This window comes from Paenibacillus piscarius (assembly GCF_022234545.1).
Lineage (GTDB): Bacteria > Bacillota > Bacilli > Paenibacillales > Paenibacillaceae > Paenibacillus_AQ > Paenibacillus_AQ piscarius.
This window is the reverse complement of sequence record NZ_JAIEUI010000027.1, coordinates 33,172-55,492: the sequence shown is the minus strand read 5'-3', so window position 1 is coordinate 55,492 and position 22,321 is coordinate 33,172. Positions and strand designations below refer to the sequence as shown.

Below are 22,321 nucleotides of genomic sequence, written 5' to 3'. Positions count from 1 at the left end.
CAGTTTCTCTCGGGATTTCGCAATTTTCTATTACTCTTGCTTATACCTTGCCCAGCTCCTGCTTATGTTACCGCTATTATACTGCCATCCCCCAGGCTCTGCAACGTGAAGCCCTGCTCCACACTCGCTTTAATATTCTACGGTGATTAAAGGCATACCGATGGTAATACGGTTCTTATCTTCATTCACATCTCTGTGCACTGCCAGTTGCAGAGCCAGGCTATGGCTGCCGCTGTTGACCGTACGTGTAAGGCCAGGCACACTGTAGGAACGGCTTGCTGTAGTCTCGTCCGTGTACTTCTCCTCGGCATGGATACCCGGAAGCTGCGCGGCGAATACCTGCTCTGCGGCAAGAAGCGCTGACTGCGGCCCATTCTGCGCCTTCGCCGGAGCCTGCAATGAAGCATTCCACTCCGCAGCAATCCCAGCTTCCTGTAATGCCTGTCCGGCGTCTGACGCTGCGGACGGAAGCTCTGGCGAGCCGGCAAAATCTGCCGCCGCCAAAGTGACAATACAGTAGCTGCGTCCGCCGTCCAGCTCACTCCAGAACAAGGAGAGCCGTGCATCTCCGCCAAGCTCTGCTGTGGAACGCAAGGTCAGATGCCCGTCTTCCTCGGTACGGCTGACCTGACCAAGCCCGAGCCGGTTAACCAGGCTCTGCACAACGGTATCTGCCTGCGCCCCGCCGCTGTATTCTCCCTGCCATTTGAAGACGAGCTTAAGCGGAGCTCCTGGTGCGGAAGCCTCACGGCCAAGCTCAGCCAACAGAGCAAGCGAATCCTGGAGCCCCGCCGTTGCAGCTTCGTTACGCACAGTATTTGCAGCGGCGGCCTTCTGTACTGAATCTCCGCCTGCGCCTGCAAGCGCAACACTGCGGAAGCCGCTCAGCACAATCGCCAGTGCACATATCCCTGCCAGAATCAGTATCCCCTTGCTCTGCCGTTGCTTACTCATTCCGCATCGCCCTCTCAACCCGTTCTAGTAATCTACTAGACAGGGTAGCCTAATTGAGAGAAGGATATACCCGCAGATACAAAAAACACCCTCAACAGATTCCTAATCCCTTGCGGGACCAGACTCTACGAAAGGTGCTTCACTTGATTACTAGGGCCTATTCTGCCAATCCGTTCTTATATGCATAAATAGCCGCCTGGGTGCGGTCTTCCACATCCAGCTTGGCGAGAATATTCGTGACATGGAATTTCACGGTCTTGATTCCGATAATTAATTGATCGGCAATATCCTGGTTGGATTTGCCCTGGGCCAGCAGCTTCAGTACTTCCATCTCGCGTTCGGTAAGCTCCTTGTACGCCGGCGATTCGCCTTTGGCGTTGGAGCGGAACCGGTTCATCATCTTAGAGGCCACCTGTGACTCCAGCACCGACTGGCCTCTTGCAGCCGCGCGGATGGCATCCGCCACTTCGCTGGCCCGTGAGGTCTTGAGCAGGTAGCTGAACGCCCCGGCTTCGATCACAGGATACATTTTCTCATCATCCAAATAACTGGTCAGCACAATCACCTTACACTCGGGATACAGCTTCAGCAGCTGCCGGGTCGTTTCGATGCCGTCCATTCCGTCCATGACCAGATCCATCAGCACCACGTCCGGATTATACTCCTGGGCCAGGCGGATGCCTTCCTCACCGCTTCCGGCTTCGCCTACCACTTCAATCCCATCCTCGGTGCCAAGCACCGCAGCTAGGCCGATCCGCACCATCTCATGATCATCCACCAGCAGAACCTTGATTGCTTCTGATTCTTCGACTTCCATCGCTTTCCTGCCCCCCTATTCGTTAACTACCGGAACTGTAATTTCAATCCGCATGCCTTTACCGGGGGCAGTAATGAACTGGATGGAGCCCCCGATCTCTGTAATCCGCTCCTGCATATTCGACAGTCCGTAGGATGTCTGCTTCGCTTCATCCAACTCGAAGCCGATTCCGTCATCACGCAGTGTCAGCCGTACCGTATCGCCGCGGCGGTGCAGGCGGATCTCCATCTTCTCCGCTTTGGCATGGCGCAGCGTATTCGAGATCGCCTCCTGCACAATGCGGAACAGATGATTCTCGACGCCCTTCAGCAGCTGTACGCCCTGATCCATCTCGAACACGATATCAATCGGCACCTTGATCTTCAGTTCCTTGATCAGCTCGCGCAGTCCTTCCTCCAGCCCCTTGCCGTCCAGATACACCGGGCGCAGGTGCAGCAGCAGCGCCCGCATCTCCGACTGGGCTACTGCGGACATCTCCTCAATCAGCGCTATTTGCCTCTGCGCCTTATCGAAGTCCTTCTCCAGCGTCCGGCCGACCGCCGTGGCCGTCATTGAGATGGCGAACAGCTGCTGCGAGACCGCATCATGCAGCTCACGCGCCAGCCGCTGCCGCTCCTCGATAATCGCGGTCACCCGTGACTGCTCGGCAAGCTTCGCATTGTTGGTGGACAGCCGCTGCAGCGTGTTCACCTGATTCTCCCACTTGCCGCTGATCCTGCCCAGCTGCTCCGCAAGCCGCCCCAACTCGTCGCTGCCAAGATCCGGCATCGCCGGGTTCAGATTGCCTTTCTCCCAGGATACCAGCGTGGCCCGCAGCAGCTCCAGCTTCCGCTTGCTGCGGAAGCCCTGATAGAAGCCGTATCCTGCGCCGAAGGCGACCGGCAGCAGGATCAGCGTAAGTGCTGTCCTCACACCAACCTTCCAGTTCTCGAAGGGCTGGAGCAGTCCATATGTATACATAATATATGTAATTACGAGCAGCATGACCAGAGAGAACAAAGCCCCCTCGCCCATACTGCGCGTAACCATGTTGCTGCTTTTTTTGCCCATTCCGGGGGCCTCCCTTCTCTATGTCTATCCTGCTCTTAAGGTAAACGTATGTCCAGATCCCCCATCAGATAGGAGATATTAAATTTCACTTTCTGCTCACTGCGGTCATAATTGGGCGATTTCCAGTTCAGCCGGTTCAGCATTCCCGTATCGCGGTGGCTGCCGGACTCGATAGAGCCGAACAGCACGAATGCCTCAATCTCCACCCCGTAATCCTCAGACAGCAGAATATCCACATCGCCAAAAATCCCCTGGAACAGCATCATTGTCTCCTGCTCCTCCGCCATGGCCAGCGACAGATCCACATCCGCTTCACCCAGCACATGCCAGGCGCTCAGGCTGCGCATCACCCACGGCGAGAGATCCCAGTCGAAGCGCGAAGAGAAGCTTTGCTTCTGCATGAACCCGGCTCTGCGCTGCATTCTCTTCGATTTCATGAAGAACATCACCAGCGAGATCAGGCAGATTCCCAGCACCAGCAGCAGATGGTCCAGCAGCAGCAGCACCGCACCGACACCCATGAGCCTGTAGCCTTGCTTCACCTTGCCGGAGGTGATCCGGTGGACCCCCAGCAGCAGCAGCAGGAGCGCGACGATGGAGAAGAAGCCCAGCCATTTGCCAAAAATCATCAAGCAGCCTGCACCAATCAATCCGATGGCAATCAGACGGTTCCGTTTATCCATACCCGCACCTCCTTGTCGTTGTGCCTTAAGCAAGACAGGCTTCATTAGCATCGGCTTAGCTTACAGCAGCAATACAGATCACTTCATCCGCTACAAAAGCCATACCGGTATGGAGGATCCATACCGTATGGCTTTACCTTAGGTCAGCATATCATATCCGGGTGGTCTTTAGGAACCAGGATTATTTATCTTTCTTATCAAGGGCAGGGGCGGCCGAAGCGGAGTTCAGCTTGTTCTTGAGGGCGGCAAGCTGTTCCTCCACCTTCAGCTCCTTCTCAGGATCTACCGGCTTAGCATATGCGGATGCCGAAGGGCTATACGGAGCACGCATGACATCAGCTTCAGCTTCAAGCTGCATGATCTTCTCTTCCATACGGTGGAACCCAAGGGATGCACTTCCGCTTTCGATGGAATGTACGCTGCTGATCTGGGACATCTGCTTCTTGGCTTTGGCCATTTGAGCGCGGGATACCAGTTCATTGCGCTTGTTGCGCATCTTGTAGAACTCATCCTTCATGTCATGGAGCTGCTGTACCAATTCCTTGGCCTGAACTTCTGCCTGTGCGTGCAGGTCGCTGTATTCCGTGAACTTCTGGTCGAAGTAGATTTTCTCCTCCAGCAGCTTGCGGGTTACTTCTTCCTGCCCGTTCTTCAGGGCCAGCTCAGCCTGGGCCGCACGTTGTCCGGCTACCTTGGCTGCTTCGTCCACACGCTGTTTCATGCGGCGCTCATTAGCCATCTGCTTCGCTACGGTTACTTCTGCCTCATGAATCTCGGCTTCCATATCGCGCAGGTACTGATTAAGCATTACAATCGGGTCCTCCACCTTATCCAGCATATCGTTGACCGATGCCTTCGTCATATCTTTAATCCGTTTAAATACTCCCATTTTACACTTCTCCCTTCTCGTACTTAGAAAGTTTTTGTTTGAGCTCTTCCACTTCTTTTTGCAGTGCCTTCTTCTCAATGTCCTTCATCATGGCATCCAGACCGGAATCCGGAGCCGCATGGGCAGCAGCCTTGTCATAACCGGGGTTGGGATGATATCCCCGCTGGCCGCCGTAAGGGCCATATCCCTGCGGATCGTGGTGAGGCGGCTGTGGTCCGCGGCCATACTCAGGTCCGCCGGCGTATGGTCCGCCATAAGGTCCGCCGGGAGCACCAGGCCCGAACGGGTTATACTGGATAGGCTCCTTGGGAATAACCAGTGCTGCGATGAAATACACCAGGATAGACGCTCCGCCGGTAAAAGGAATACTGATCACCAGCAGAATCCGGAACAGCGTGGAGTCGATACCGAGAGTCTCGGACAAACCGCCTGCCAGCCCTGTCATTACCCTGTCTCTTGTTGAACGATACAATCGGGTCATACTGCTACTCCTTTCTGCCATCATTGTTCAGCTTCTCCTTTAGACGGGCCATTTCTCTTTCGAGGACAGTTGCTACCGTCTCACCGGCCTGCACCATATACTCCTGACCCATCTTCCGTAAGTCGCTGAGGCTTTTGGCTTCGAGCTCCCAGTCGTTCATCTGGTCTTCCAGACGTCCGAACATCTTGGGAACATCACCGCCGCCGTAAGCGCTGGCCCGCTGATTCATGCGCTGCTGCAGCCGCAGCGATTCCATTCGTGCTGCATAGAACTGGCGCTTGCTGTATACGGTCTGATACTCCAGTTTCAGTTCATTCAGCTGGCTCTCAAGCTCGAAAAGCGATTGGCGGCTGGTTTCCAGCAGCCCGCTGTATTGCTCCAGCTTCTCTTCATGGATAATTTTCTCCTGCAATGCCAGCTTAGCCAGATGATCTTCGCCGGCCTTAAGTGCCAGGAGCGCCTGCTCTTCACGTTTGTCTCTCATCGCTGTCGCCTGATTCACCTGAGTCTGCAATTGCTTCGTGTGGGAAGCGTACTGCTGGTACAGCCTCTCAGCTTCAGCTATCTCTTCACGGGTTGAGTATAGAAATTGATCAATCAGCTTCACAGGATCTTGGCTCTGCTCCAGGCGTTCATTCAAGTTGGCTACGGTAATGTCTCTCATTCTGCGAAAAACACTCATGATTTCCTGCTCCCTCCCTGCTTCTTAATAAGTATAGGGCCTAGTGATTAATATGTTCTGCTCTGTTTGCCTCTGAGTACCGAGATGCCCCATACCACAAGAGCGACTCCGAGCAGTGGACCGATGATCCAGGATAGCTTGGAGATCAGGGTCATGATCCCGATGAACATTACTACCCAGCCGATAATTTTGCGTCCGCTCCGAATGCCGTAGTATCCGAGAACCACCAGCAATACCGGGAACAGGATGCCGAAGATACCGTGGATCAGATGAGGCAGCACCCCAAGCAGCATAACTGCTCCAATGACAATCAGCGCAATAGCAAGTCCGTTACCTTTGTTACTTTGCATTATTTTCTCACCGCCTTTCGCTGCTCTCTTTCTTATACCCTTATTCTAGAGCAATCGCGCATCTTCCAAAACAGACTGCGGACGGTTTTATGTACTGGACCTTAGTCGGGGATGGGTGCAGGACCACTCCCTCAGCGGGCCTTACCACGGAAAAGAGTCACCAATACCACTGCCCCGATAATGATCACGGCAGCGGTCAGGGTATTCAGGGTAAGCTGCAAAAAAGCGGACTCCTGCCATCAGAAAGGGCGGCATCGTCTCGATGGCAATTTTCATACCAACATAGGTGCCTCCCCAAAATAAATAAACGGACAATAGGGCAATGTAGATAAAATAAACGTCGTCGAGGTTTCCTTAATATCTGGTATGCGGAGAATCTCATCAAGCAGCAGCGTAAGCACCTCCGGTGAAGTCACCCTAACCTTTAGCAGCATGCACCATTCACCCGTCATCCGCTGGCATTCTACCCGATCTCTTCGTGGGACAGCCTCCCTTTCCCCTCCAGCAGCTTCAGAATTTTGACATCCAGTTCATCCATAAGACCACCGTTTGAGAGAACAATTGAGTTTGGCACCTCGTGCGCAGCAGCGCAGATGCTTGGCGGCGGCTATTCCCTTCCCGGCAATTCCCCGCTGAATACAGTTCCTTCTGCAATTCCCTCCACGAACCGCTGCAGCCAGGCATAATATTCGGCCGCGTGCTCCAGCTTCTCGAGATCTTTAAGGCAGGCTTGCCGCTCCGCTTCAGGCGTGTCCGCCGCACGGGCCAGTGCCTGGAGGCTGGGAACCGCGGCTCCCATCGCTTCCTGCATAACATCAATCTCCCGCTGCAGCTTGAGGGTGAAGAAGTTACGGAAGGCCTGGAAGAAATCGGTCTCCGCTGCATACAACTCCTTACGCTCACGCTTCTCCGGCAGCTTCGTCACCATCCGGGAGGCAATCAGGGAGCGGACGCCGTAGCTCATATTGCTTTTACTCATATTCATCACCTGCTTCATTTCCTCCAGCGTCATCGGCTTGTCCTCGAAGAACATCACCCCATACAGCTGCCCGAACGAATAATTGGCTCCATATAAATCCATCGTCTGCGCTATGGCATCGATTACCGGGCCAAGCAACTGCTCCCGTGGCGAACGTTGCGGGTTATCCTCACCAAATGCGGCCTGCCTCATCCATTAATCGCCTCACTTCCGGATAGATTATTCGCTTTGCAAATTTTACACAAATTCCGAACGGGCTTTACTCCCGCTTGACCATAGGTCTGTTCCTTGAGTGTACAATTTTTTTTGAACAGAGGCACTGTCCTCTGCATTATACTGCATCAACCCATGTGGATGAAATGGAGAATCGGGAGGAAAATGAAACGACGTTCAAAGCTTACAAGCGAGCTAACGCCCCTGCTGTTCACTCTGCCGGCCATGGTTCCGTTCGTCCTGTTCTGGCTTGCGCCGCTGCTGTATGTGCTGTATCTCAGCTTTACGGAATGGGATTTCATGAGCCCGGAAAAAACGTTTGTGGGCTTGCAGAATTATACCGATCTGCTCGGTAACCCGGCTTTTTACAAGGCTCTGAAAGTGACTGTGCTCTTCTGCATCGGCAGTGTGCTGCCGGTTATCCTGCTCGGACTGGGCCTGGCCCTGCTGATGAACAAAAGGCTCAAAGGTTCTGCACTGTATCAGATTCTGTTATTCTCGCCCTGGGTTACGCCTACCGTTGCGGTATCTATTGTCTGGTCCTGGATTTATGAGCCGGAAGCGGGTCTGGCTAATGCCGTCCTGAACTTCCTCGGTCTGGATTCCATCGGCTGGCTCCAGGACCCCAAATGGGCCTTAACCGGCGTCCTGCTGGTGACGATCTGGAAGTCGGTCGGCTGGGCGATGATCTTCTATCTGGTGGCGCTGCGGAATGTGCCCGCTGATCTGCTGGAAGCCGGAGAGCTGGACGGGGCAAGTCCGGTGCAGAAGTTCCTGCGGATTACATGGCCGCTGATCTCGCCGACCACCCTGTTCCTGTTCGTAGTTCAGCTCATCTCAACGCTCCAGGCCTATGACCAGATTAATGTGCTGACCCAGGGCGGCCCGTCCGGCTCTACGCGCACTTTGCTGTATTTGTATTATCAGTCTGCTTTTGAATCCTTCCAGATTGGGGAAGCCTCTTCTGTCGCTGTCGTACTGGTCATCATCTGTATGCTGCTGTCCGTGTTGTCCTTTGGCATCAGCAGACGGGCGACTCACTATTAATAGAAGCAAAATTAATTTTCTGCGAGGAGGTCTTACCGTTTGCGTATGCCAAGCCGTCTCGGCGGACCGGTCCGCCAGATTTTTTTTGCCGCACTAGCGCTCCTGATGGCTTTCCCGTTCTACTGGATGGTCACCAGCGCCCTCAAAACCAATGATGAAATCTGGCGTTCCCCGCCCACACTCTGGCCTGAGGTGCCCTTGTGGGGAAATTTCGCTGCCGCCTGGAATGAGGCACCGTTCGCCAGATATATGGGCAACAGTATCTTTGTCGCGGTCTCGATCGTCATTCTACAGATTCTTAATTCCGGGATGATGGCTTATGCGCTGACGCATATGAAGTTTCGCCTAAAGGGTGTGCTGGGCGGAGTCATCCTGTTCGGATATATGGTTCCTGCAACGGCGGTCTACCTGCCCGGCTACCTGGTCCTGTCGGAGCTGCACCTGCTCGACTCTTATGCGGGCCTGATTCTATCCAACTCTGTGAGCATCTTCTCGATCTTCCTGATCAGACAAGCCTTCCTCCAGGTCTCGCATGAGCTGGTGGAGGCCGGAGAAGTGGATGGTGCCTCGCATCTGCGGATTCTATGGACGGTGCTGGTGCCGGTCACCCGTTCCTCGTTCGCCGTGCTGGCGCTAATTACCTTCATTGACCAGTACAATAATTATTTCTGGCCGATGCTCATTACCAAGGACTCCAGTCTGCAATTGGTCTCGGCCGGCCTGCGCAGCTTCTTCGTGGAAGGGGGTGCCTACGGGCTGAAATGGCCGCTCATCATGGCCGCCAGCGCCTTCACGATTGCCCCGCTGCTGCTTGTCTTCCTGCTGGCTCAGCGGACCATTATGCAAAGTGTCAACATGACCGCAGGTTCAAGCAAGGGCTGAAATCCCATATTACTAACCAAGAGGAGAATGATGATGAACATATGCAAAAGATTGTCGGCACTATCCATGATCGCCGGATTCACCGTACTTACGGCCTGCGGCGGGAACTCCGCTTCGGGTGAGGTGACAGCAGCGGACGGTGCTGCGGGGTCGCCTGCTACGGCTGAAGCTGCAGCTCCGGCTGGAGGAGCACCGGTAACGATTGAATTCTGGTATGGGCTCGGCGGCAAGCTGGGAGAGAATATGGAAGCACTCATTAAGAAGTTCAACGCCTCGCAACAGGAGGTTGTCGTCAAGGGAATCGTGCAGGCCGACTACACTGAAACGGAGCAAAAGCTGCAGGCGGCGATCGCTTCCGGCCAGGTTCCGGCGGCAGTTCTCTCCTCCAATATCGATTGGGCGCGTAAGGGATATTTCGCAGCGATGGATACACTGATTAGCCAGTTGCCTGACTTCAAGCAAGAGGATTTCGTGCAGACCTTCCTGGAGCAGGGGCAGGTTGACGGCAAGCAGTATTTCCTTCCGATGTATGGAACGACGCAGGTGATGTACTACCGGAAGGATGCTTTTGAGAAAAACGGCATTGATGCCAGCCGGATTAAGACCTGGGAGGACCTGGCGGCAGCGGCTAAAAAGATGACGGTCTCGGAAGGCGGCAAAACCAGCTTCTACGGCTGGGAACCGATGTGGGGCTCCGGCAACATGATTGATGCTGTACTTAGCAAAGGCGGCAGCATTCTTAGCGCGGACGGCACTAAGGTAACCATTGATTCGGCGGAATGGATCGACACCTGGGAGTTCTTCCGCAAAGCGATTCACGAGGACAAGACGATGCGCATTCACTCCGGCGGACAAGGCTGGGAGTACTGGTACAAGACGATTGACGATGTGATGAAAGGACAGGCGGCCGGCTATACCGGTTCAAGCGGCGATCAGGGCGATCTTGATTTCAGCATCGTGTCTGCGATGGAGCAGCCGGGCTGGGCCGGAGTTGGCGAAGGCAAGCCTGTCGCCCAGGCGATTATGGCCGGAATTCCCGCCAAAGCCGGAGCGGCTGAGCAGCAGGCGGCCATGAAGTGGCTGGCCTTCTTCACGAATTCCGAGAATACAGCCTCTTGGTCCATCAACACCGGATATATCTCCGTCCGCCAGTCTGCGCTGGAGGACGCGGCCTTCGTTGCCTTCAGCGGAAGTAACCCGCAGATCAAGGTTCCGCTGCAGCAGGCCTCCCACGCCTCCGCCCCGTTCCAGGACCCGACCGGCGGCAAGATCAATGATGCGCTGACCATCGCTGCGGACAAGGTGCAGATTGAGAATATTCCAGCTGCCGAGGCGTTGAAGGAAGCGCAACAGACGGCGCAGGCAGCGTTGGATAAGCTGAAATAGATGACTCAGCTTAACACTCCATATGGAAGCTATCCGGTGTCAGCCATCCTGTTCGACAAGGACGGCACCCTGCTGCAGTTCGTCTCTCTCTGGGGAAGCTGGGGGGAGTGCTTCCTGGACCAGTTCTCCCGGAGACTGAAGCAGCGCGGTCTGAACTTCCCGGCGCAGCCTCTCCCCTCCCTGCTGGGCACCGTGCATGACCCGGAGGGCAGGATCACGGATTATGACCGGAACGGCCCGCTGGCCATGGGCACGATGAGTGATCTGTATGCCATTCTCTCCTGGCAGGGTTATCTGCTGGGCTTATCCTGGGCGGAAGCAGCGGAATTGGTAGATGTCTGCCGCCAGGAGGCGGATGCTATGCTGGAACGGAGCCGTCCGGTCCGCCCGCTTCCCGGCCTGCTGCCTTTGCTTGGCGAGTGCGCGGCGCAAGGCATACCGCTGGCTGTGGTTACGGCCGATGAGACAGCAGCAGCGGAGAAGCATCTCCGCTGGCTCGGCATCCGCCAGTATTTCACGGCCGTGGTCGGCACGGATCTGGTGGAACGCGGCAAGCCGTTCCCTGATATGGCGCTGCTGGCCTGCCAGCGGCTGGGTGTATCTCCGTCCGGGGCAGCCGTAATCGGCGACACAAACGGAGATATGCGGATGGCCAAGGCAGCGGGTGCTGCGGCGGCCATCGGGATTGCCGGCGGCATTACTGCCGGACAGACGGCTGGCGTTGTGGCCGGCAGACCGGTGCCAGCTGCTGCAGGCAGCAGCGGAACTGCTGCACAGATCCCGCAGACTCTTTTGCCGGATGCAGATTGTGTGATCTCGTCTTATGCAGAGCTTAGCCTGCGCAACACCTTATCCTAAGGAGGCCACCTTTACCTATGAATAGATTAGAGCCGCTGCTGACGTTCCAGGTGATTACCGATACCCACGTAACTGCTGACCCGGAGCATGAGTACAATCAGAATTTCGGGCGGGCGCTGCAGGATCTGGTCCTCCATGCGCAGGGCAGCAGCGGAATCATGCATGTTGGCGATATTACGGATCATGGGTTTCCCGGGGAATATGAGGAGGTCCGGCGTATTCTGGAGCAGCACCAGGCAGCCCTCCCGCAGCTTTGGTACACCTTAGGCAACCATGACGTCGGCCTGGGCCATTGGGAATCCAGGCTTGCGATGTACACCTCCAGCATGGGGATGCCGGGCCCATATCATGACCATTGGATCGGCGGGTATCATTTTATTTTCCTGGGCACGGAGGAAGGGCTGCCTACGTTCTGCAATCTGTCCGAGACACAGCTTCAGTGGCTGGACCGCAAGCTTGGCGAGAACGCATCCGGCAGCTCCGAAGCTGATGGTCAGCTTGAGGGAGAACCATTTACAGCTGAGTCCTGGAAGCCGGCCTTCGTCTTCCTGCACCAGCCGCTGAAGAATACCGTGGCCGGCTCGCTGGAATCACAGGAATGGTACGGCGTAACCCAGGATCAGGAGCTGCGCGCCATTCTATCGCGGCACCCGCAGACGCTGCTGTTCACCGGGCACACCCACTGGGAGCTGGAGGTCGGTAATACGATGTTTCCCGGCAACGGTCAGACGGCTACGATGTTTAACGCAGCATCTGTTGCCTATCTCTGGACAGATGCAGATGAGCGCAAGACCGGCAGCCAGGGGTATTATGTTGAAGTGTATGCCGATAAGGTACTCGTGCGCGGACGGGATTTCACTACGGGAACCTGGATTGAAGCGGCGCAATATGAGGTCGCTCCCCTGCCTTTAACCGAATAACAGTTATTCAAGCCTAACAGGGGGCTGTCGCAAAAGTGACAGCCCCCTGTTATTGTGAGAACGCGCAGGCGTGTAGCCCGAATGTATGTGGAAAACAGCATACATTGTGCTGGCGCGCAGGTAATATCTCATCGATGGGAACAACGTTCTGTTGCTGAGCGTCCTCCTCCCCTAAGTGCTCACGCTGAATCTACTCCAGCATAAATAAAGAGCCATCCCAAGCAACCGTTTGGTGGCTTCTGGGATAGCTCCTGACCCTTTACAGATCGATGCCTCAAAAAGCAGGCAAGGCAATCTCCGCATAATTATCCTCAAGGAATTTCTTCACTTCCGGGCCGCTGATTGCCTTGGCGAGCTTCTGGATGGCTTCGGAATCCTTATTGTCCTCCCGGGCAACAAGCGTAATCGAGAAGGCGGAATCCTCACGCTCGGTGATCAGCGCATCCTTCTTCGGAGTCAGGCCCAGCGGGCTGGCATAAGCCGGCGTCATGGCGACCAGATCGGCATCATCCAGCATCCGGGCCAGCATCAGCAGATCGACTTCCTCGAACTTATAGTTGTTCGGATTGGCGGTAATATCGGCTTGGGTGGCTTCAATGCCTACCCCATCCTTCAGTGTAATCAGCCCGGCATCAGCGAACATCTGCAGGGAGCGTCCGATATTGGACGGGTCATTCGCCATCACGAGGGTGGCCCCGTCAGGCAGATCGGCGATGGCCTTGAAGCGTTTGGAATACCCGCCATAGATCGCATCATATACCGGCTGAACAGGGACAAGCTTCGCCCCCTTGCTGGCATTGAACTGTTCCATGTAAGGAACATGCTGGAAGAAGTTCGCATCCACTTCTTTATTGGCCAACGCTTCGTTCGGCTGAACATTATCGGACAGGATCACAACCTCCATGTCCACGCCTTCTTCCTTCAGGACCGGCTTGATCAGCTCCAGAATATCGGTCATCGGCGGAATCAGCGAAGCGACCTTAATCTTGACTGGACCGCTGCTCTCAGCCGCAGGCGTCTCTTGTGCTTCCTTGTTGCTTCCGCAGCCGGCAAGAGCGAGTGCGATGACCAGCATTGTTAATGCGAAGGTAGTTGCTGCTTTCAGTGATTTCTTCATGTTATTGTCCTAACCCCCATTATAATGTAGTAATTCATTTGCCTGACTTGTTAGCGCTTGTCCAGCAATCTGGCTGCCGTGCTGCCCGTGAACTGGATGAGCTGCACAAGCACTATCATAACAAGAATCGCGTAGATCATGACTTCTGTCTCATAGCGCTGGTATCCATAGCGGATCGCGAAATCGCCAACCCCTCCGCCGCCCACAACCCCCATCACTGTAGAAAAAGAAATGAAGCTGATCGTAGACGTGGTCAGTCCCAGCACCAGACCGGACCGGGCTTCTACGTAGAGAAATTTGAAGATTACGCCCGGCAACGACGCTCCCATCGACAGCGCTGCTTCGACCGTTCCCCGCGGAACCTCAAGCAGAGACTGCTCCACCAGCCGTGAATAATAGGCGATGGCGACGATGGACAGCGGGACGGTTGCCGCCAGTGTGCCAATCGCCGTACCCACTACCAGACGGGTGAACGGAATCAGCGCCACCACCAGCAGCAGGAACGGGAACGAGCGGATCACGTTGACGATACTGTTCAGCACAAGCGACAGGGTCCGGTTCTCATAGAGCTGCCCTTTGCGGCACAAATACAGTAGCGTTCCCAGCGGAAGTCCGAGCAGCAGGGCTGCCCCTATGGAGATGCCGACCATAACAAAGGTCTCGCCGATCGACTGCCACATCAGTGTCTCATATTTCGCGATGCTCTCAAACATGGGACTCCCCCGTTCTTCCGGTAATCCGTTCGCGGAAGGAGCCGGATAGAGCATCTGGCGGAAGAAAACCGCCGTCAGCCCGGGAGAAGGAATCCACAATCCGCCCGTTCTCCATTACCGACACCTCCGAGCAGATGCTGCGGACGACATCCAGCTCATGAGTAACGATGATCACCGTAACGCCAAGCGAGGCATTGATATGCCGGAGCACCTCCAGAATATCCGCCGTGGTCCCCGGATCAAGGGCTGAGGTCGGCTCGTCACACAGCAGCAGCTTGGGACTGTTTGCCAGCGCCCGGGCAATCGCCACCCGCTGGCGCTGGCCCCCGCTGAGCTGGGCCGGGTATTGCCCGGCTTTGTCCTCCAGCCCGACAAACCGGAGGCATTCCTCTACCCGCTTCATCCGCCCGGTACGCGGCACTCCGGCCAGCTCCAGCGGAATCGCTACGTTACGGCTGACAGTGGCATTGCCAACCAGATTGAACTGCTGGAAGATCATCCCGATGCGTTGCCGCTCCTGCCGCAGCTCCTTATCCGTCAGCTCTGTTAGACGCTTGCCCCCTACAGTCACCGTCCCCTGATCCGGCCGCTCCAGCAGATTCATCAGCCGCAGCAGGGTGGATTTACCAGCTCCGCTGGCCCCGATAATCCCGTGAACAGCACCGGTCTTCACTTCAAGTGACACCCGGTCCACAGCCTGATAAGGGCCGTCCTTCAGCGCGAAGCTTTTGCTAACCTGACTCAGCGTAAGAATAGGAAGTCCCCCTCCACAGACTGCCTGAACGGAAGCGCTCCACCCGGGCAATGCTTGTACTATAATTATTTAAAATCTGTTTCATTAAAAATCTCTTTAAATAATAAGGCATTTCATTGGCTGTGTCATCATTTTTTTACGAATGATTAATAAGCCCGTGGACGGACTGGGCATTATAAGGATGCTCGGGACAGGATTGGATTATTCTGCCTAAGCAGAAATGGCCTGCGGAAGCTTGGCTGTATCTGGCGTAAAAATAACAAAAACGGGTGCCCCCTGTTCAGGAGTGCACCCGCCTTGTTATTCTCACATTTGATTTGGTGGCTTATTCTTTCACGCTACCTACATTGAGTCCCACAACAAAGTACTTCTGCATGAACGGATATACCATCAGGATCGGCACAGAGGCGACTACGGTAATGGCCGCCCGGATGGAGATCGGCGTCACCATCGCTCGGGCTGAATTCTGGTCCATCCCCACCCCGTTGGATACGGTAGGGTTCCCGTTGGAGTTCATAGTCGAAGACAGCAGCTTCATCAGCTCATATTGCAGGGTACTCAGATGCTGCCTGGAGGACGTGTAGATGAAGGCATCGAACCAGGCGTTCCAGGCCCCAACGGCCACGAACAGCGCAATTGTCGCCAGCACCGGTTTACAGAGCGGGAAGACAACCCGCATGAAGATTTTGAAATCCCCGGCCCCGTCGATTCTCGCTGATTCCATCAGGCTCTCCGGTATCGTACCGATGTAGGTCCGGATGACGATCATGTTAAAGGCGCTGACCATCGAAGGAATAACGTACACCCAGAAGCTGTTCAGCAGGCCCAGATCCTTGATCAGGAAATAGTTCGGAATCAGACCGGCGCTGAAGTACATGGTCAGCACGAACACTACCGTAATCAACTTGCGGAACACATACTCCCTGCGGCTTAAGGTATAAGCGAGCATCGTGGTCAGGAATATATTCAGAATGGTTGACAGAACGGTACGCGATACTGAGATCCAGAAGGCATCAAAAATCGTTCCCGAAGCGAAGATCGCCTTGTAGTTCTGCAGCGTCCAAGCTCTTGGCCAGAGGTAGATCCCTCCGCGGATCGTATCGTTCCCTTCATTAAAAGAGACAGCGATCGTATTGATAAAAGGATATAAGGTCACAACTACCAGACAGAGCATGAAGACCGTATTAAAGGTAGTAAACAAGAACGGCTCCAGTCTGCCGGTACGCAGGTTTCTTTTCGCTGTAAAGCCTGTTCCATGCCCAGGACTAATCTGTCGGTTATCGGTCATTATAACAGCCTCTCTTCCCCAAGCCGCTTGGAAATGCCATTAGCCATAAGCAGCAATGTTACGCTGACAACCGTTTTGAAGATCCCGCCAGCCGTCGCAAGTGAATAGTTCCCTTGGGCAAGCCCGTATTTCAGTACGAAAATATCAATGGTTTCGGCCCAGTCCACTACAAGCCCGTTGCCGAGCAGGTACTGCACTTCAAAGCCTGCTTCCAGGAGATGTCCGATCGACATAATCATCAGAATAACAATGGTTGCTTTGATGCCAGGCAGGGTTACGTACATCATCTTCTTGTAACGGTTAGCCCCGTCAATTTCTGCAGCCTCGTACAGTGCAGGGTCAATGGAAGCAATGGCTGCCAGATAAATAATGGTATTCCAGCCCACTTCCTTCCACACATGCGAAGCCCCGACAATTCCCCAGAAATACTTGCCTTCACTGAGCCACAGAATTGGCTCTTTAATCAGATGCAGCTTCATCAGAACGATATTTACAATCCCGTCATTGATGGACAGCGAGGTGGCCACAATGCCGGTAACGATAATCCAGGATAAGAAGTGCGGGAGATAAGAGATCGTCTGCACGGTTCTTTTCCAGAGTACTTTCTTAATCTCATTCAGCAGCAGTGCCAGCACAATCGCCGTAACGAAGCCCAGCACCAGATTGATCAGACCCATGGCTACCGTATTGCGCAGAACGCGGATGAAGTTATCATCCGTGAACAGGAACCGGAACTGCTTGAAGCCCACCCACTCCTGCTCGAAGAAGGACTTCGCCGGCCGGTAGTTCTGGAAGGCCATGGTCCAGCCCCATACGGGAACATAGGCAAAAAGAATAATGTAGAGCATTAGAGGGACAGACATCCAAATGAGCTGATTCTGGCTTTTGATCAAACGCCACGTAATCGGCTGTTTCTTCTTCTTCCTGTTCTTCTTTGGAGGCCGGGGGACAGTATCTATTTCTAGGGTCTCATCCATATTCGTTGTCTCCTAATCCATCAAAATTAATTCAGCAAATGGAAGGCCGCCAGCGGCCCTCCACCTGCTGATTCCGGAGCCTTGCGCCCGGTTATTTACTCCAGTTATCGATTCTCCACTTGATCTGCTCATTGATCTTGTCTTCGTAAGCCTTCACATTAGCCTTCTTGATCTGTTCAGTGTAATCGGTCCATACAGAATCGAAGTCAGCCGGACTGGCAAGAATGGCTTTCGGCAGGAACTTGGTCTGCAGCTCATTCAGCTTGGTGCTGGCGATTTTGGCATCGGAGCCTTCAATGAGGTCGATCGACCAGGCCGGGTAATAGACCGGGTTCGGCGGCGGATCACTGAAGAAGTCCACGTAGGAATCGAAGCCGTAAGCATCCAGTACTTCCTTGTCGAACGGCTTCAGACCGGCTTTGTATTCTTCAGGCTGGGCAGCGGCATCTGTGGAGTTGCCGTCGCTGTAGCTTCCTTCGGTCTTAGGCAGATATTCGAAGATTGCTTTGGCCTTGTTGGCCAGCTGCCAGGTGGCGTCCGCAGCATTGTCGCGCTGCTCCTGGGTTCTCATGAATCTTCCGTTCTCAACGATATAGTCCTCGCCTTCCACGCCCCAGGAGAACAGCTTCTGCCATTTCTCATCCATCAGCGTATCGAGCAGCTTGATAATCTTTACCGGATCTTTGGCGTTGACGCTGATACCGAAGCCGTTGTTAAGGTTCAGCACAGCCAGGTCGCGGTAATGATCCTTCGTGGAGGTATCATAGACAAGCGGAAGACCGACATAGGTGCGTTCAATCTTGTTCTGGGTCGTCAGGGAATCCTCGGCCGCATTGAAGTTCCAGTGCTGGTCGAACATCCCGAGAACGGTACCGCTGGACAGCTTCGCCATATACTGGTCATAGTTCTGGACGAAGGTCTCTTTATCAATCAGGCCCTTCTCGTTCATCTCACTAAGCTTCTTGTAGTACCGCTTCGCATAATCCTTGTCGGCAAAAATCTCGGCAACGCCGTCTTTGACAACCACACCGCCGTCATTCGGATGGCCGATCAGATGCTGCGGAGCGTTGAACAGCCCCCAGTTCTTCCAGTCATAGTTCAGAATTTCGAATCCGATCGTCGGGCTTCCGTCAATCTTCGGATATTTCTCTTTATATTTCTCAATCAGATCAAAGTACTCGTCCAGCGTCTTCACCTTTGGATAGTTGAACTCCTTCAGCACCGCCTTTTGAATCCAGAAGGCCGGGCCGGAGTACCACGAGCTGTTAACCTTACCGTTATAGACACCGTAGTTAGGCAGAATATAAATATGACCGTCGTTCGGGTCCTTCATCATGTTCCAGTAATCGGCGTAATGCTTCTTCAGGTTAGGTGCATGTTCCTCAATCAGATCCTCCAGCGGGATATAGGCTCCTGCGGCTGTAAGCTTGGTATTCCCGGTCATCAGGTCCGGATAGTCCTGGCCGGCAATCATAACGCCCAGCTTCTGGTTGATGTCGCCTGCCAGAAACTCCATATCAAAGCTGGCTCCGGTCTCCTCTTTGATCATTTTATAAATCTTGTTGTCCGGTGTCGGTTGTTGCCCCGCTGTTCCCAGGAATACGCTTACAGTGAAAGGTTCTACTTTACCTCCCGTGTTAGACGAAGCGGCCTCTGGAGCTTTGGTACTCTCCGCCTGATCTTTCGTATTGTTGTTGCCCCCGCAGCCTGACAATGCGAAGCTTAGGGATAACAGAGCAATCAGGGATAGCTTGAACGTTGACTTCGACTTGCCCCCCATAAAGCACCTCCATAATGTGTTGTCTTTAGATTATTTGTAAGCACTTACACAATTGAATTATAGAGGTGAATCATCTGCTGGAATACGACCGAATTAAAGGTATACCCCAAAAAAGTTTAGAACTTTGCGTGCCGGTACTCATTCGGGCCCATATGCATCTCCTTCTCGAACCGTTTCAGAAACTGCCCGTAATTGACATAACCAACACGCTCGGCAATCTCTGAGAGCTTAAGCTTGCTCTCGCGCAGAAGCACAGCTGCGGCCTGAATCCGCAGATGATGGAGCTGCTCGTTGAAGGTCCTGCCGTTCTTTTTAATTAGTAATTGACCCAGATATACAGGATGCAGGAAGAAGACCTCGGCCAGCTTCTGGATGCTTAGGCTCTCATGATAATGCTCGCCGATATACTGGTTGATCTCGCGGATAATGCCGTGCGACTTCTGATTCTGCTCACGCACCAGAAGTCCGATGGCCCGCTCCCCGCAGGACAGCAGACGGCTAAGCAGGCCGGAGAGCGGGGTCATCGCCTGCTGGATCTCCGGTGCGATGCCCGAAGGCGCCCCCTCCTCCCCGCCGGAGGGATCAGCACCGGGAGCAAGCGCGAAGATCCGGTACAGAAGATGGATCACCAGCTTCCTTACGACCTCCGGCGCTACCTGCTGTTCCCGGAAGCTGCGCTCCGCTTCCTCCAGCGCCTTGCGGTAGCCGCCTGCATCCAGCAGATTGACCGCGTCCAGCAGGGTATCCATCAGCCCGATATGGTCATAATGATAGCGGAAGGGCCGGCCCTGCACACCGCTGTAATCGAGAATACCAGCAGATTCAGGCGCATAGAAGAAATGCAGGAGTGTCTCCTTCGCGCTGTTGTAGCTGTCCTCAATACTCAGCAGCGAGTCCTGCGGCGCGCCCACAGCGATGTGAATCCGTCCGCCGCCATATTCCTGCAGCAGGGTCTGCTGCACCTCCTTCATCCTGCTGTCTTCTCCGCTGCCAGCCGCCATTCCATAAGCAATTCCGAACAGGCCAGCCTCCAGGTCTATCGTCACCGCCGCCTGATGTCCGGCCAGCAATGAGGCGGCCCTTCCCCGCACTCCGGTGTACTGCTCGGGAAACGTCTGAATAAGGCAGAGGTTCCATATGGCACTCTCCTTGAAGCCGGGCAGCGTCTCCAGCAGATCCATCAGCTCGGGATCTCCCTTTTTACCGTACAACAGGCTTCTGATTAGTGTTGCAGCCTCTTCCCCGGAGGCGGTCTCGTGAATCAGTCTGCGGCTCGTCTCCTGCTCCAGCTCCTGATGAATCTCCCGCAATTCCTCGGCGGCCTCCTCCGGGAACACAGGCTTCAGCAGATAGTGATTGATTCCATAGCTGATCGCGGTGCGGGCATATTCGAATTCACTGTATCCGCTCAGAATGACGAACTTCACCGGACGCGTCCCCTCCTCCCGCCATTCCCCGATCATCTCCAGCCCGTTCATCAGCGGCATGTTGATATCGGTGATCACCAGATCAGGCTGGAGCTGCTTCATCAGCTGCAGCCCCTCCCGGCCATTGCCGCAGGTTCCGCACAGCTCAAAGCCCAGCTCCTGCCAGTCAATCCACATCTCCATGCCCTCAAGGGCGCTCGGCTCATCATCAATCAACAGCACTTTGTATTTCATTGCTATCCCTCGCCTTCCATGGAATGGTTCTTCTCAAGCAGCTTCAGGGGAATGCCAAACGTAACCACGGTCCCCTGACCCGGCGTACTGGAGATCTCGAAGCGGACCTGGTCTGCATAATAGAGCTCCAGTCTGCGGTACACATTACGGATGCCGATATTGACTCCGGCGTAGTCCTCCTGGCGGACGGCCAACATTAATTCCTTCAGCTTATCCGGCTCCATGCCCTTGCCGTTGTCTGACACGCTGATCTGCAGCCGGTTGTCCACAATAGCTGTGGCTACCCGGATAATGCCCAGCCCCTCGATGGTCTGCAAGCCATGCTTGCAGGAGTTCTCCACCAGCGGCTGCATGCTCAGCTTCGGAATTTTATAATTCAGTGACTGCTCATCAATCTCGAACGTATAATCGAATTTGTCCCTGAACCTGAATTTCTCAATCTTGAGGTACATATCGATGAAGGTGATCTCCTCATGAACGGTCACCAGATCCTCCTTCCAGCTGAGCAGCCGGCGCAGCAGCTTCGAGAGGCTTTTGACAATATCGGTGACGTCGTTATATTTGTTCTTGGTGCAGACCACCAGAATCGCATTCAGCGTATTGAACAGAAAGTGGGGGTTCATCTGGCTCTGCAGGAAGTTCAGCTCCGCCCTGACGCGCTCCATCTCCAGGTTCTTGCTCTGAATCTCCAGCTTGTACACATCATTGATCAGCGAATGGATGCGGGAGGTCATCCGGTTGAAGGTGCGGATCAGTCCGCCGATCTCGTCCCGGCCCTCGTCGATGGCAATCAGCTCGAACTTCTCGTTGGTCACCTTCTGCATATGGCGGGACAGGCGCTTCACCCGGTAGTTGTAGGACCGCAGCATCATATAGATGAATCCGCTGGTCAGTAGCGTAAGCGTAGTGGCCAGCCCGGCCGCATACAGCCGGATATCGAGAATTGCCTGGGAGATCCGCTCTCCCTGCGTGATCCCGACCAGCTTCCAGCCCTTGAGATAGTTCGCCGTCCCTACAGCCATCACCCGGACATCCTCACTCTCGCCCTGGCTGTCGCCCCACTGGGTGAATACCGGATACGGATTATCCGTGACATGCTGGTAGCCGCTGTCCGCCGACATTATAATCTTGTTCTCCCCGTTGAGAAGATAGAGGCTGAGGTAATCTTTTTCCCGGACAATGATGTCATAGATCTGGCTGAGGTCCAGGTCGATCCGCAGCACCTTCTCGAACTTGTTCAGATTCCGGTAATTATCCATCGTCTCTATGACACTTAGCGCAGGGGTTGAGGTGGACAGATACGGGTTCTCGCTCGTCCGGTAGGCGGCCACAAACACCTGGGTCTCTGCCTTCTTCGCCTGCCGGTACCAGTCGCTGGTCCATACCTTGTCGTTCATCACCTGGTAGTTGCCGCCGGAGACCACGGTCTGGTTGTTGGTGTAGATGCTGATCCGCTCCAGCTGGTTGTTCACGGGCATATAGCTGTTCATCCGGTCTCTAAGCTGCTCGTTAAACATGCTGTAGAATTCGATGGAATTCTCGTAGATCCGGTCCAGCATCTCGTACAGGTTCTTATCCGCGGCCAGCGTGTAGCCGACCGAGACCCCGCCCTCTATGAAATCATGGATGTCCTTGCGCGCACGCTCCATGGATATCTCCAGATTCTGCTGTTCTCTCGACTTGATGAGGTCGGTGATCCGCTCCAGGAATACCAGATTCAGCACCATGATCGGCAGGAGCACGCCCACGATGTAGATCAGATAGAACTTGTAGCTAAGCGGAATATCATTGATGATGGTCCCGAATTTGAAACGTTTGGTCTTCATGCCTTTTGCACCCG

The 22,321-nt window shown here is 54.5% G+C and carries 24 protein-coding genes; 5 read left to right on the top strand and 19 right to left on the bottom strand.

Translation table 11 applies throughout. The features are described 5' to 3' along the window. Window positions 1-129 precede the first annotated feature (129 nt). From K1558_RS28965 to K1558_RS28920, 11 genes are all read right to left on the bottom strand, one after another. On the bottom strand, window positions 130-954 hold the full coding sequence (locus tag K1558_RS28965) for a YwmB family TATA-box binding protein (protein ID WP_238655446.1): 825 nt from the start codon (window positions 952-954) through the stop codon (window positions 130-132). Window positions 955-1,111: 157 nt separating this feature from the next. Continuing rightward, window positions 1,112-1,771 carry a response regulator gene (locus K1558_RS28960; RefSeq protein ID WP_238655445.1) on the bottom strand — a complete coding sequence of 220 codons (660 nt, stop codon included), beginning with the start codon at window positions 1,769-1,771 and terminating at the stop codon, window positions 1,112-1,114. 15 nt (window positions 1,772-1,786) lie between these two features. After that, window positions 1,787-2,821 (bottom strand): sensor histidine kinase, encoded by a 1,035-nt coding sequence (locus tag K1558_RS28955; protein WP_238655444.1) that lies wholly within the window; start codon window positions 2,819-2,821, stop codon window positions 1,787-1,789. Window positions 2,822-2,856: 35 nt separating this feature from the next. Then, a complete protein-coding gene (gene liaF / locus K1558_RS28950; RefSeq protein ID WP_238655443.1) occupies window positions 2,857-3,504 on the bottom strand; it encodes a cell wall-active antibiotics response protein LiaF in 648 nt (215 codons plus the stop codon). 181 nt (window positions 3,505-3,685) lie between these two features. Then, the gene (locus K1558_RS28945; protein WP_238655442.1) at window positions 3,686-4,393 is read right to left on the bottom strand and encodes a PspA/IM30 family protein; all 708 of its coding nucleotides are present in this window, start codon (window positions 4,391-4,393) and stop codon (window positions 3,686-3,688) included. Between the two features lies 1 nt (window position 4,394). Beyond that, window positions 4,395-4,874: a PspC domain-containing protein gene (locus K1558_RS28940; protein WP_238655441.1), complete on the bottom strand. Its 480-nt coding sequence runs from the start codon at window positions 4,872-4,874 to the stop codon at window positions 4,395-4,397. 4 nt (window positions 4,875-4,878) lie between these two features. Further along, a complete protein-coding gene (locus K1558_RS28935) occupies window positions 4,879-5,556 on the bottom strand; it encodes a PspA/IM30 family protein (RefSeq protein ID WP_238655440.1) in 678 nt (225 codons plus the stop codon). A gap of 47 nt (window positions 5,557-5,603) precedes the next feature. Further along, complete coding sequence (locus tag K1558_RS28930) at window positions 5,604-5,906, bottom strand: LiaF transmembrane domain-containing protein (protein ID WP_238655439.1); 303 nt, start codon at window positions 5,904-5,906, stop codon at window positions 5,604-5,606. A 141-nt stretch (window positions 5,907-6,047) separates the two neighbouring features. Further along, window positions 6,048-6,182, bottom strand: a complete 135-nt coding sequence (locus K1558_RS32930; RefSeq protein WP_274529065.1) for a hypothetical protein — start codon at window positions 6,180-6,182, stop codon at window positions 6,048-6,050. Beyond that, window positions 6,179-6,340: an Lrp/AsnC ligand binding domain-containing protein gene (locus K1558_RS28925; protein ID WP_238655438.1), complete on the bottom strand. Its 162-nt coding sequence runs from the start codon at window positions 6,338-6,340 to the stop codon at window positions 6,179-6,181. Before K1558_RS28925 ends, K1558_RS32930 begins: the two co-directional genes overlap by 4 nt. Before the next feature lie 173 nt (window positions 6,341-6,513). Then, on the bottom strand, window positions 6,514-7,077 hold the full coding sequence (locus tag K1558_RS28920) for a GbsR/MarR family transcriptional regulator (RefSeq protein ID WP_238655437.1): 564 nt from the start codon (window positions 7,075-7,077) through the stop codon (window positions 6,514-6,516). A gap of 186 nt (window positions 7,078-7,263) precedes the next feature. On the opposite strand from K1558_RS28920, the gene K1558_RS28915 reads away from it, so the two are divergent. Genes K1558_RS28915 through K1558_RS28895 form a run of 5 tightly spaced genes read left to right on the top strand, consistent with a single transcriptional unit; the run spans window position 7,264 to window position 12,191 of the window. Further along, the gene (locus K1558_RS28915) at window positions 7,264-8,145 is read left to right on the top strand and encodes a carbohydrate ABC transporter permease (protein WP_238655436.1); all 882 of its coding nucleotides are present in this window, start codon (window positions 7,264-7,266) and stop codon (window positions 8,143-8,145) included. Window positions 8,146-8,190: 45 nt separating this feature from the next. Further along, window positions 8,191-9,027: a carbohydrate ABC transporter permease gene (locus K1558_RS28910; protein WP_238655478.1), complete on the top strand. Its 837-nt coding sequence runs from the start codon at window positions 8,191-8,193 to the stop codon at window positions 9,025-9,027. A 33-nt stretch (window positions 9,028-9,060) separates the two neighbouring features. Continuing rightward, complete coding sequence (locus K1558_RS28905; RefSeq protein WP_238655435.1) at window positions 9,061-10,413, top strand: ABC transporter substrate-binding protein; 1,353 nt, start codon at window positions 9,061-9,063, stop codon at window positions 10,411-10,413. Continuing rightward, window positions 10,414-11,271 (top strand): HAD family hydrolase, encoded by an 858-nt coding sequence (locus K1558_RS28900; protein WP_238655434.1) that lies wholly within the window; start codon window positions 10,414-10,416, stop codon window positions 11,269-11,271. 17 nt (window positions 11,272-11,288) lie between these two features. Further along, complete coding sequence (locus K1558_RS28895) at window positions 11,289-12,191, top strand: metallophosphoesterase family protein (protein ID WP_238655433.1); 903 nt, start codon at window positions 11,289-11,291, stop codon at window positions 12,189-12,191. A gap of 274 nt (window positions 12,192-12,465) precedes the next feature. Here K1558_RS28895 and K1558_RS28890 read toward each other — a convergent pair whose 3' ends face one another. The 8 genes from K1558_RS28890 to K1558_RS28855 all read right to left on the bottom strand — a co-directional run bounded on the left by K1558_RS28890 (window position 12,466) and on the right by K1558_RS28855 (window position 22,307). Next, window positions 12,466-13,266, bottom strand: coding sequence for a MetQ/NlpA family ABC transporter substrate-binding protein (locus tag K1558_RS28890; RefSeq protein ID WP_476641285.1), 801 nt, complete (start codon window positions 13,264-13,266; stop codon window positions 12,466-12,468). Window positions 13,267-13,358: 92 nt separating this feature from the next. Further along, window positions 13,359-14,021, bottom strand: a complete 663-nt coding sequence (locus K1558_RS28885; RefSeq protein ID WP_238655431.1) for a methionine ABC transporter permease — start codon at window positions 14,019-14,021, stop codon at window positions 13,359-13,361. Continuing rightward, complete coding sequence (locus K1558_RS28880; protein WP_238655477.1) at window positions 14,014-14,775, bottom strand: methionine ABC transporter ATP-binding protein; 762 nt, start codon at window positions 14,773-14,775, stop codon at window positions 14,014-14,016. The genes K1558_RS28885 and K1558_RS28880 overlap by 8 nt, the downstream gene beginning before the upstream one ends. A 325-nt stretch (window positions 14,776-15,100) precedes the next feature. Beyond that, window positions 15,101-16,063: a carbohydrate ABC transporter permease gene (locus K1558_RS28875; protein ID WP_238655430.1), complete on the bottom strand. Its 963-nt coding sequence runs from the start codon at window positions 16,061-16,063 to the stop codon at window positions 15,101-15,103. Then, a complete protein-coding gene (locus K1558_RS28870) occupies window positions 16,063-17,040 on the bottom strand; it encodes an ABC transporter permease (protein WP_238655429.1) in 978 nt (325 codons plus the stop codon). Before K1558_RS28870 ends, K1558_RS28875 begins: the two co-directional genes overlap by 1 nt. Window positions 17,041-17,131: 91 nt before the next feature. Beyond that, entirely contained in the window at window positions 17,132-18,820 is a 1,689-nt protein-coding gene (locus tag K1558_RS28865) for an extracellular solute-binding protein (RefSeq protein ID WP_238655428.1), read from the bottom strand. A gap of 116 nt (window positions 18,821-18,936) precedes the next feature. Further along, on the bottom strand, window positions 18,937-20,481 hold the full coding sequence (locus K1558_RS28860; protein WP_238655427.1) for a response regulator: 1,545 nt from the start codon (window positions 20,479-20,481) through the stop codon (window positions 18,937-18,939). A gap of 2 nt (window positions 20,482-20,483) precedes the next feature. Further along, a complete protein-coding gene (locus K1558_RS28855) occupies window positions 20,484-22,307 on the bottom strand; it encodes a sensor histidine kinase (protein WP_238655426.1) in 1,824 nt (607 codons plus the stop codon). Window positions 22,308-22,321 lie beyond the last annotated feature (14 nt).

Excerpts from the sequence above, each read along its gene's own strand:
- K1558_RS28895 (WP_238655433.1), top strand. The coding sequence starts at position 11,289 with ATGAATAGATTAGAGCCGCTGCTGACGTTCCAGGTGATTACCGATACC.
- K1558_RS28960 (WP_238655445.1), bottom strand. The coding sequence starts at position 1,771 with ATGGAAGTCGAAGAATCAGAAGCAATCAAGGTTCTGCTGGTGGATGAT.
- K1558_RS28965 (WP_238655446.1), bottom strand. The coding sequence starts at position 954 with ATGAGTAAGCAACGGCAGAGCAAGGGGATACTGATTCTGGCAGGGATA.
- K1558_RS28940 (WP_238655441.1), bottom strand. The coding sequence starts at position 4,874 with ATGACCCGATTGTATCGTTCAACAAGAGACAGGGTAATGACAGGGCTG.
- K1558_RS28860 (WP_238655427.1), bottom strand. The coding sequence starts at position 20,481 with ATGAAATACAAAGTGCTGTTGATTGATGATGAGCCGAGCGCCCTTGAG.
- liaF (WP_238655443.1), bottom strand. The coding sequence starts at position 3,504 with ATGGATAAACGGAACCGTCTGATTGCCATCGGATTGATTGGTGCAGGC.
- K1558_RS28920 (WP_238655437.1), bottom strand. The coding sequence starts at position 7,077 with ATGAGGCAGGCCGCATTTGGTGAGGATAACCCGCAACGTTCGCCACGG.
- K1558_RS28865 (WP_238655428.1), bottom strand. The coding sequence starts at position 18,820 with ATGGGGGGCAAGTCGAAGTCAACGTTCAAGCTATCCCTGATTGCTCTG.
- K1558_RS28875 (WP_238655430.1), bottom strand. The coding sequence starts at position 16,063 with ATGACCGATAACCGACAGATTAGTCCTGGGCATGGAACAGGCTTTACA.
- K1558_RS28890 (WP_476641285.1), bottom strand. The coding sequence starts at position 13,266 with ATGCTGGTCATCGCACTCGCTCTTGCCGGCTGCGGAAGCAACAAGGAA.
- K1558_RS28935 (WP_238655440.1), bottom strand. The coding sequence starts at position 5,556 with ATGAGTGTTTTTCGCAGAATGAGAGACATTACCGTAGCCAACTTGAAT.
- K1558_RS28925 (WP_238655438.1), bottom strand. The coding sequence starts at position 6,340 with ATGCTGCTAAAGGTTAGGGTGACTTCACCGGAGGTGCTTACGCTGCTG.
- K1558_RS28870 (WP_238655429.1), bottom strand. The coding sequence starts at position 17,040 with ATGGATGAGACCCTAGAAATAGATACTGTCCCCCGGCCTCCAAAGAAG.
- K1558_RS28910 (WP_238655478.1), top strand. The coding sequence starts at position 8,191 with ATGCCAAGCCGTCTCGGCGGACCGGTCCGCCAGATTTTTTTTGCCGCA.
- K1558_RS28900 (WP_238655434.1), top strand. The coding sequence starts at position 10,414 with ATGACTCAGCTTAACACTCCATATGGAAGCTATCCGGTGTCAGCCATC.
- K1558_RS28915 (WP_238655436.1), top strand. The coding sequence starts at position 7,264 with ATGAAACGACGTTCAAAGCTTACAAGCGAGCTAACGCCCCTGCTGTTC.
- K1558_RS28930 (WP_238655439.1), bottom strand. The coding sequence starts at position 5,906 with ATGCAAAGTAACAAAGGTAACGGACTTGCTATTGCGCTGATTGTCATT.
- K1558_RS28905 (WP_238655435.1), top strand. The coding sequence starts at position 9,061 with ATGAACATATGCAAAAGATTGTCGGCACTATCCATGATCGCCGGATTC.
- K1558_RS28885 (WP_238655431.1), bottom strand. The coding sequence starts at position 14,021 with ATGTTTGAGAGCATCGCGAAATATGAGACACTGATGTGGCAGTCGATC.
- K1558_RS32930 (WP_274529065.1), bottom strand. The coding sequence starts at position 6,182 with ATGAAAATTGCCATCGAGACGATGCCGCCCTTTCTGATGGCAGGAGTC.
- K1558_RS28955 (WP_238655444.1), bottom strand. The coding sequence starts at position 2,821 with ATGGGCAAAAAAAGCAGCAACATGGTTACGCGCAGTATGGGCGAGGGG.
- K1558_RS28855 (WP_238655426.1), bottom strand. The coding sequence starts at position 22,307 with ATGAAGACCAAACGTTTCAAATTCGGGACCATCATCAATGATATTCCG.
- K1558_RS28945 (WP_238655442.1), bottom strand. The coding sequence starts at position 4,393 with ATGGGAGTATTTAAACGGATTAAAGATATGACGAAGGCATCGGTCAAC.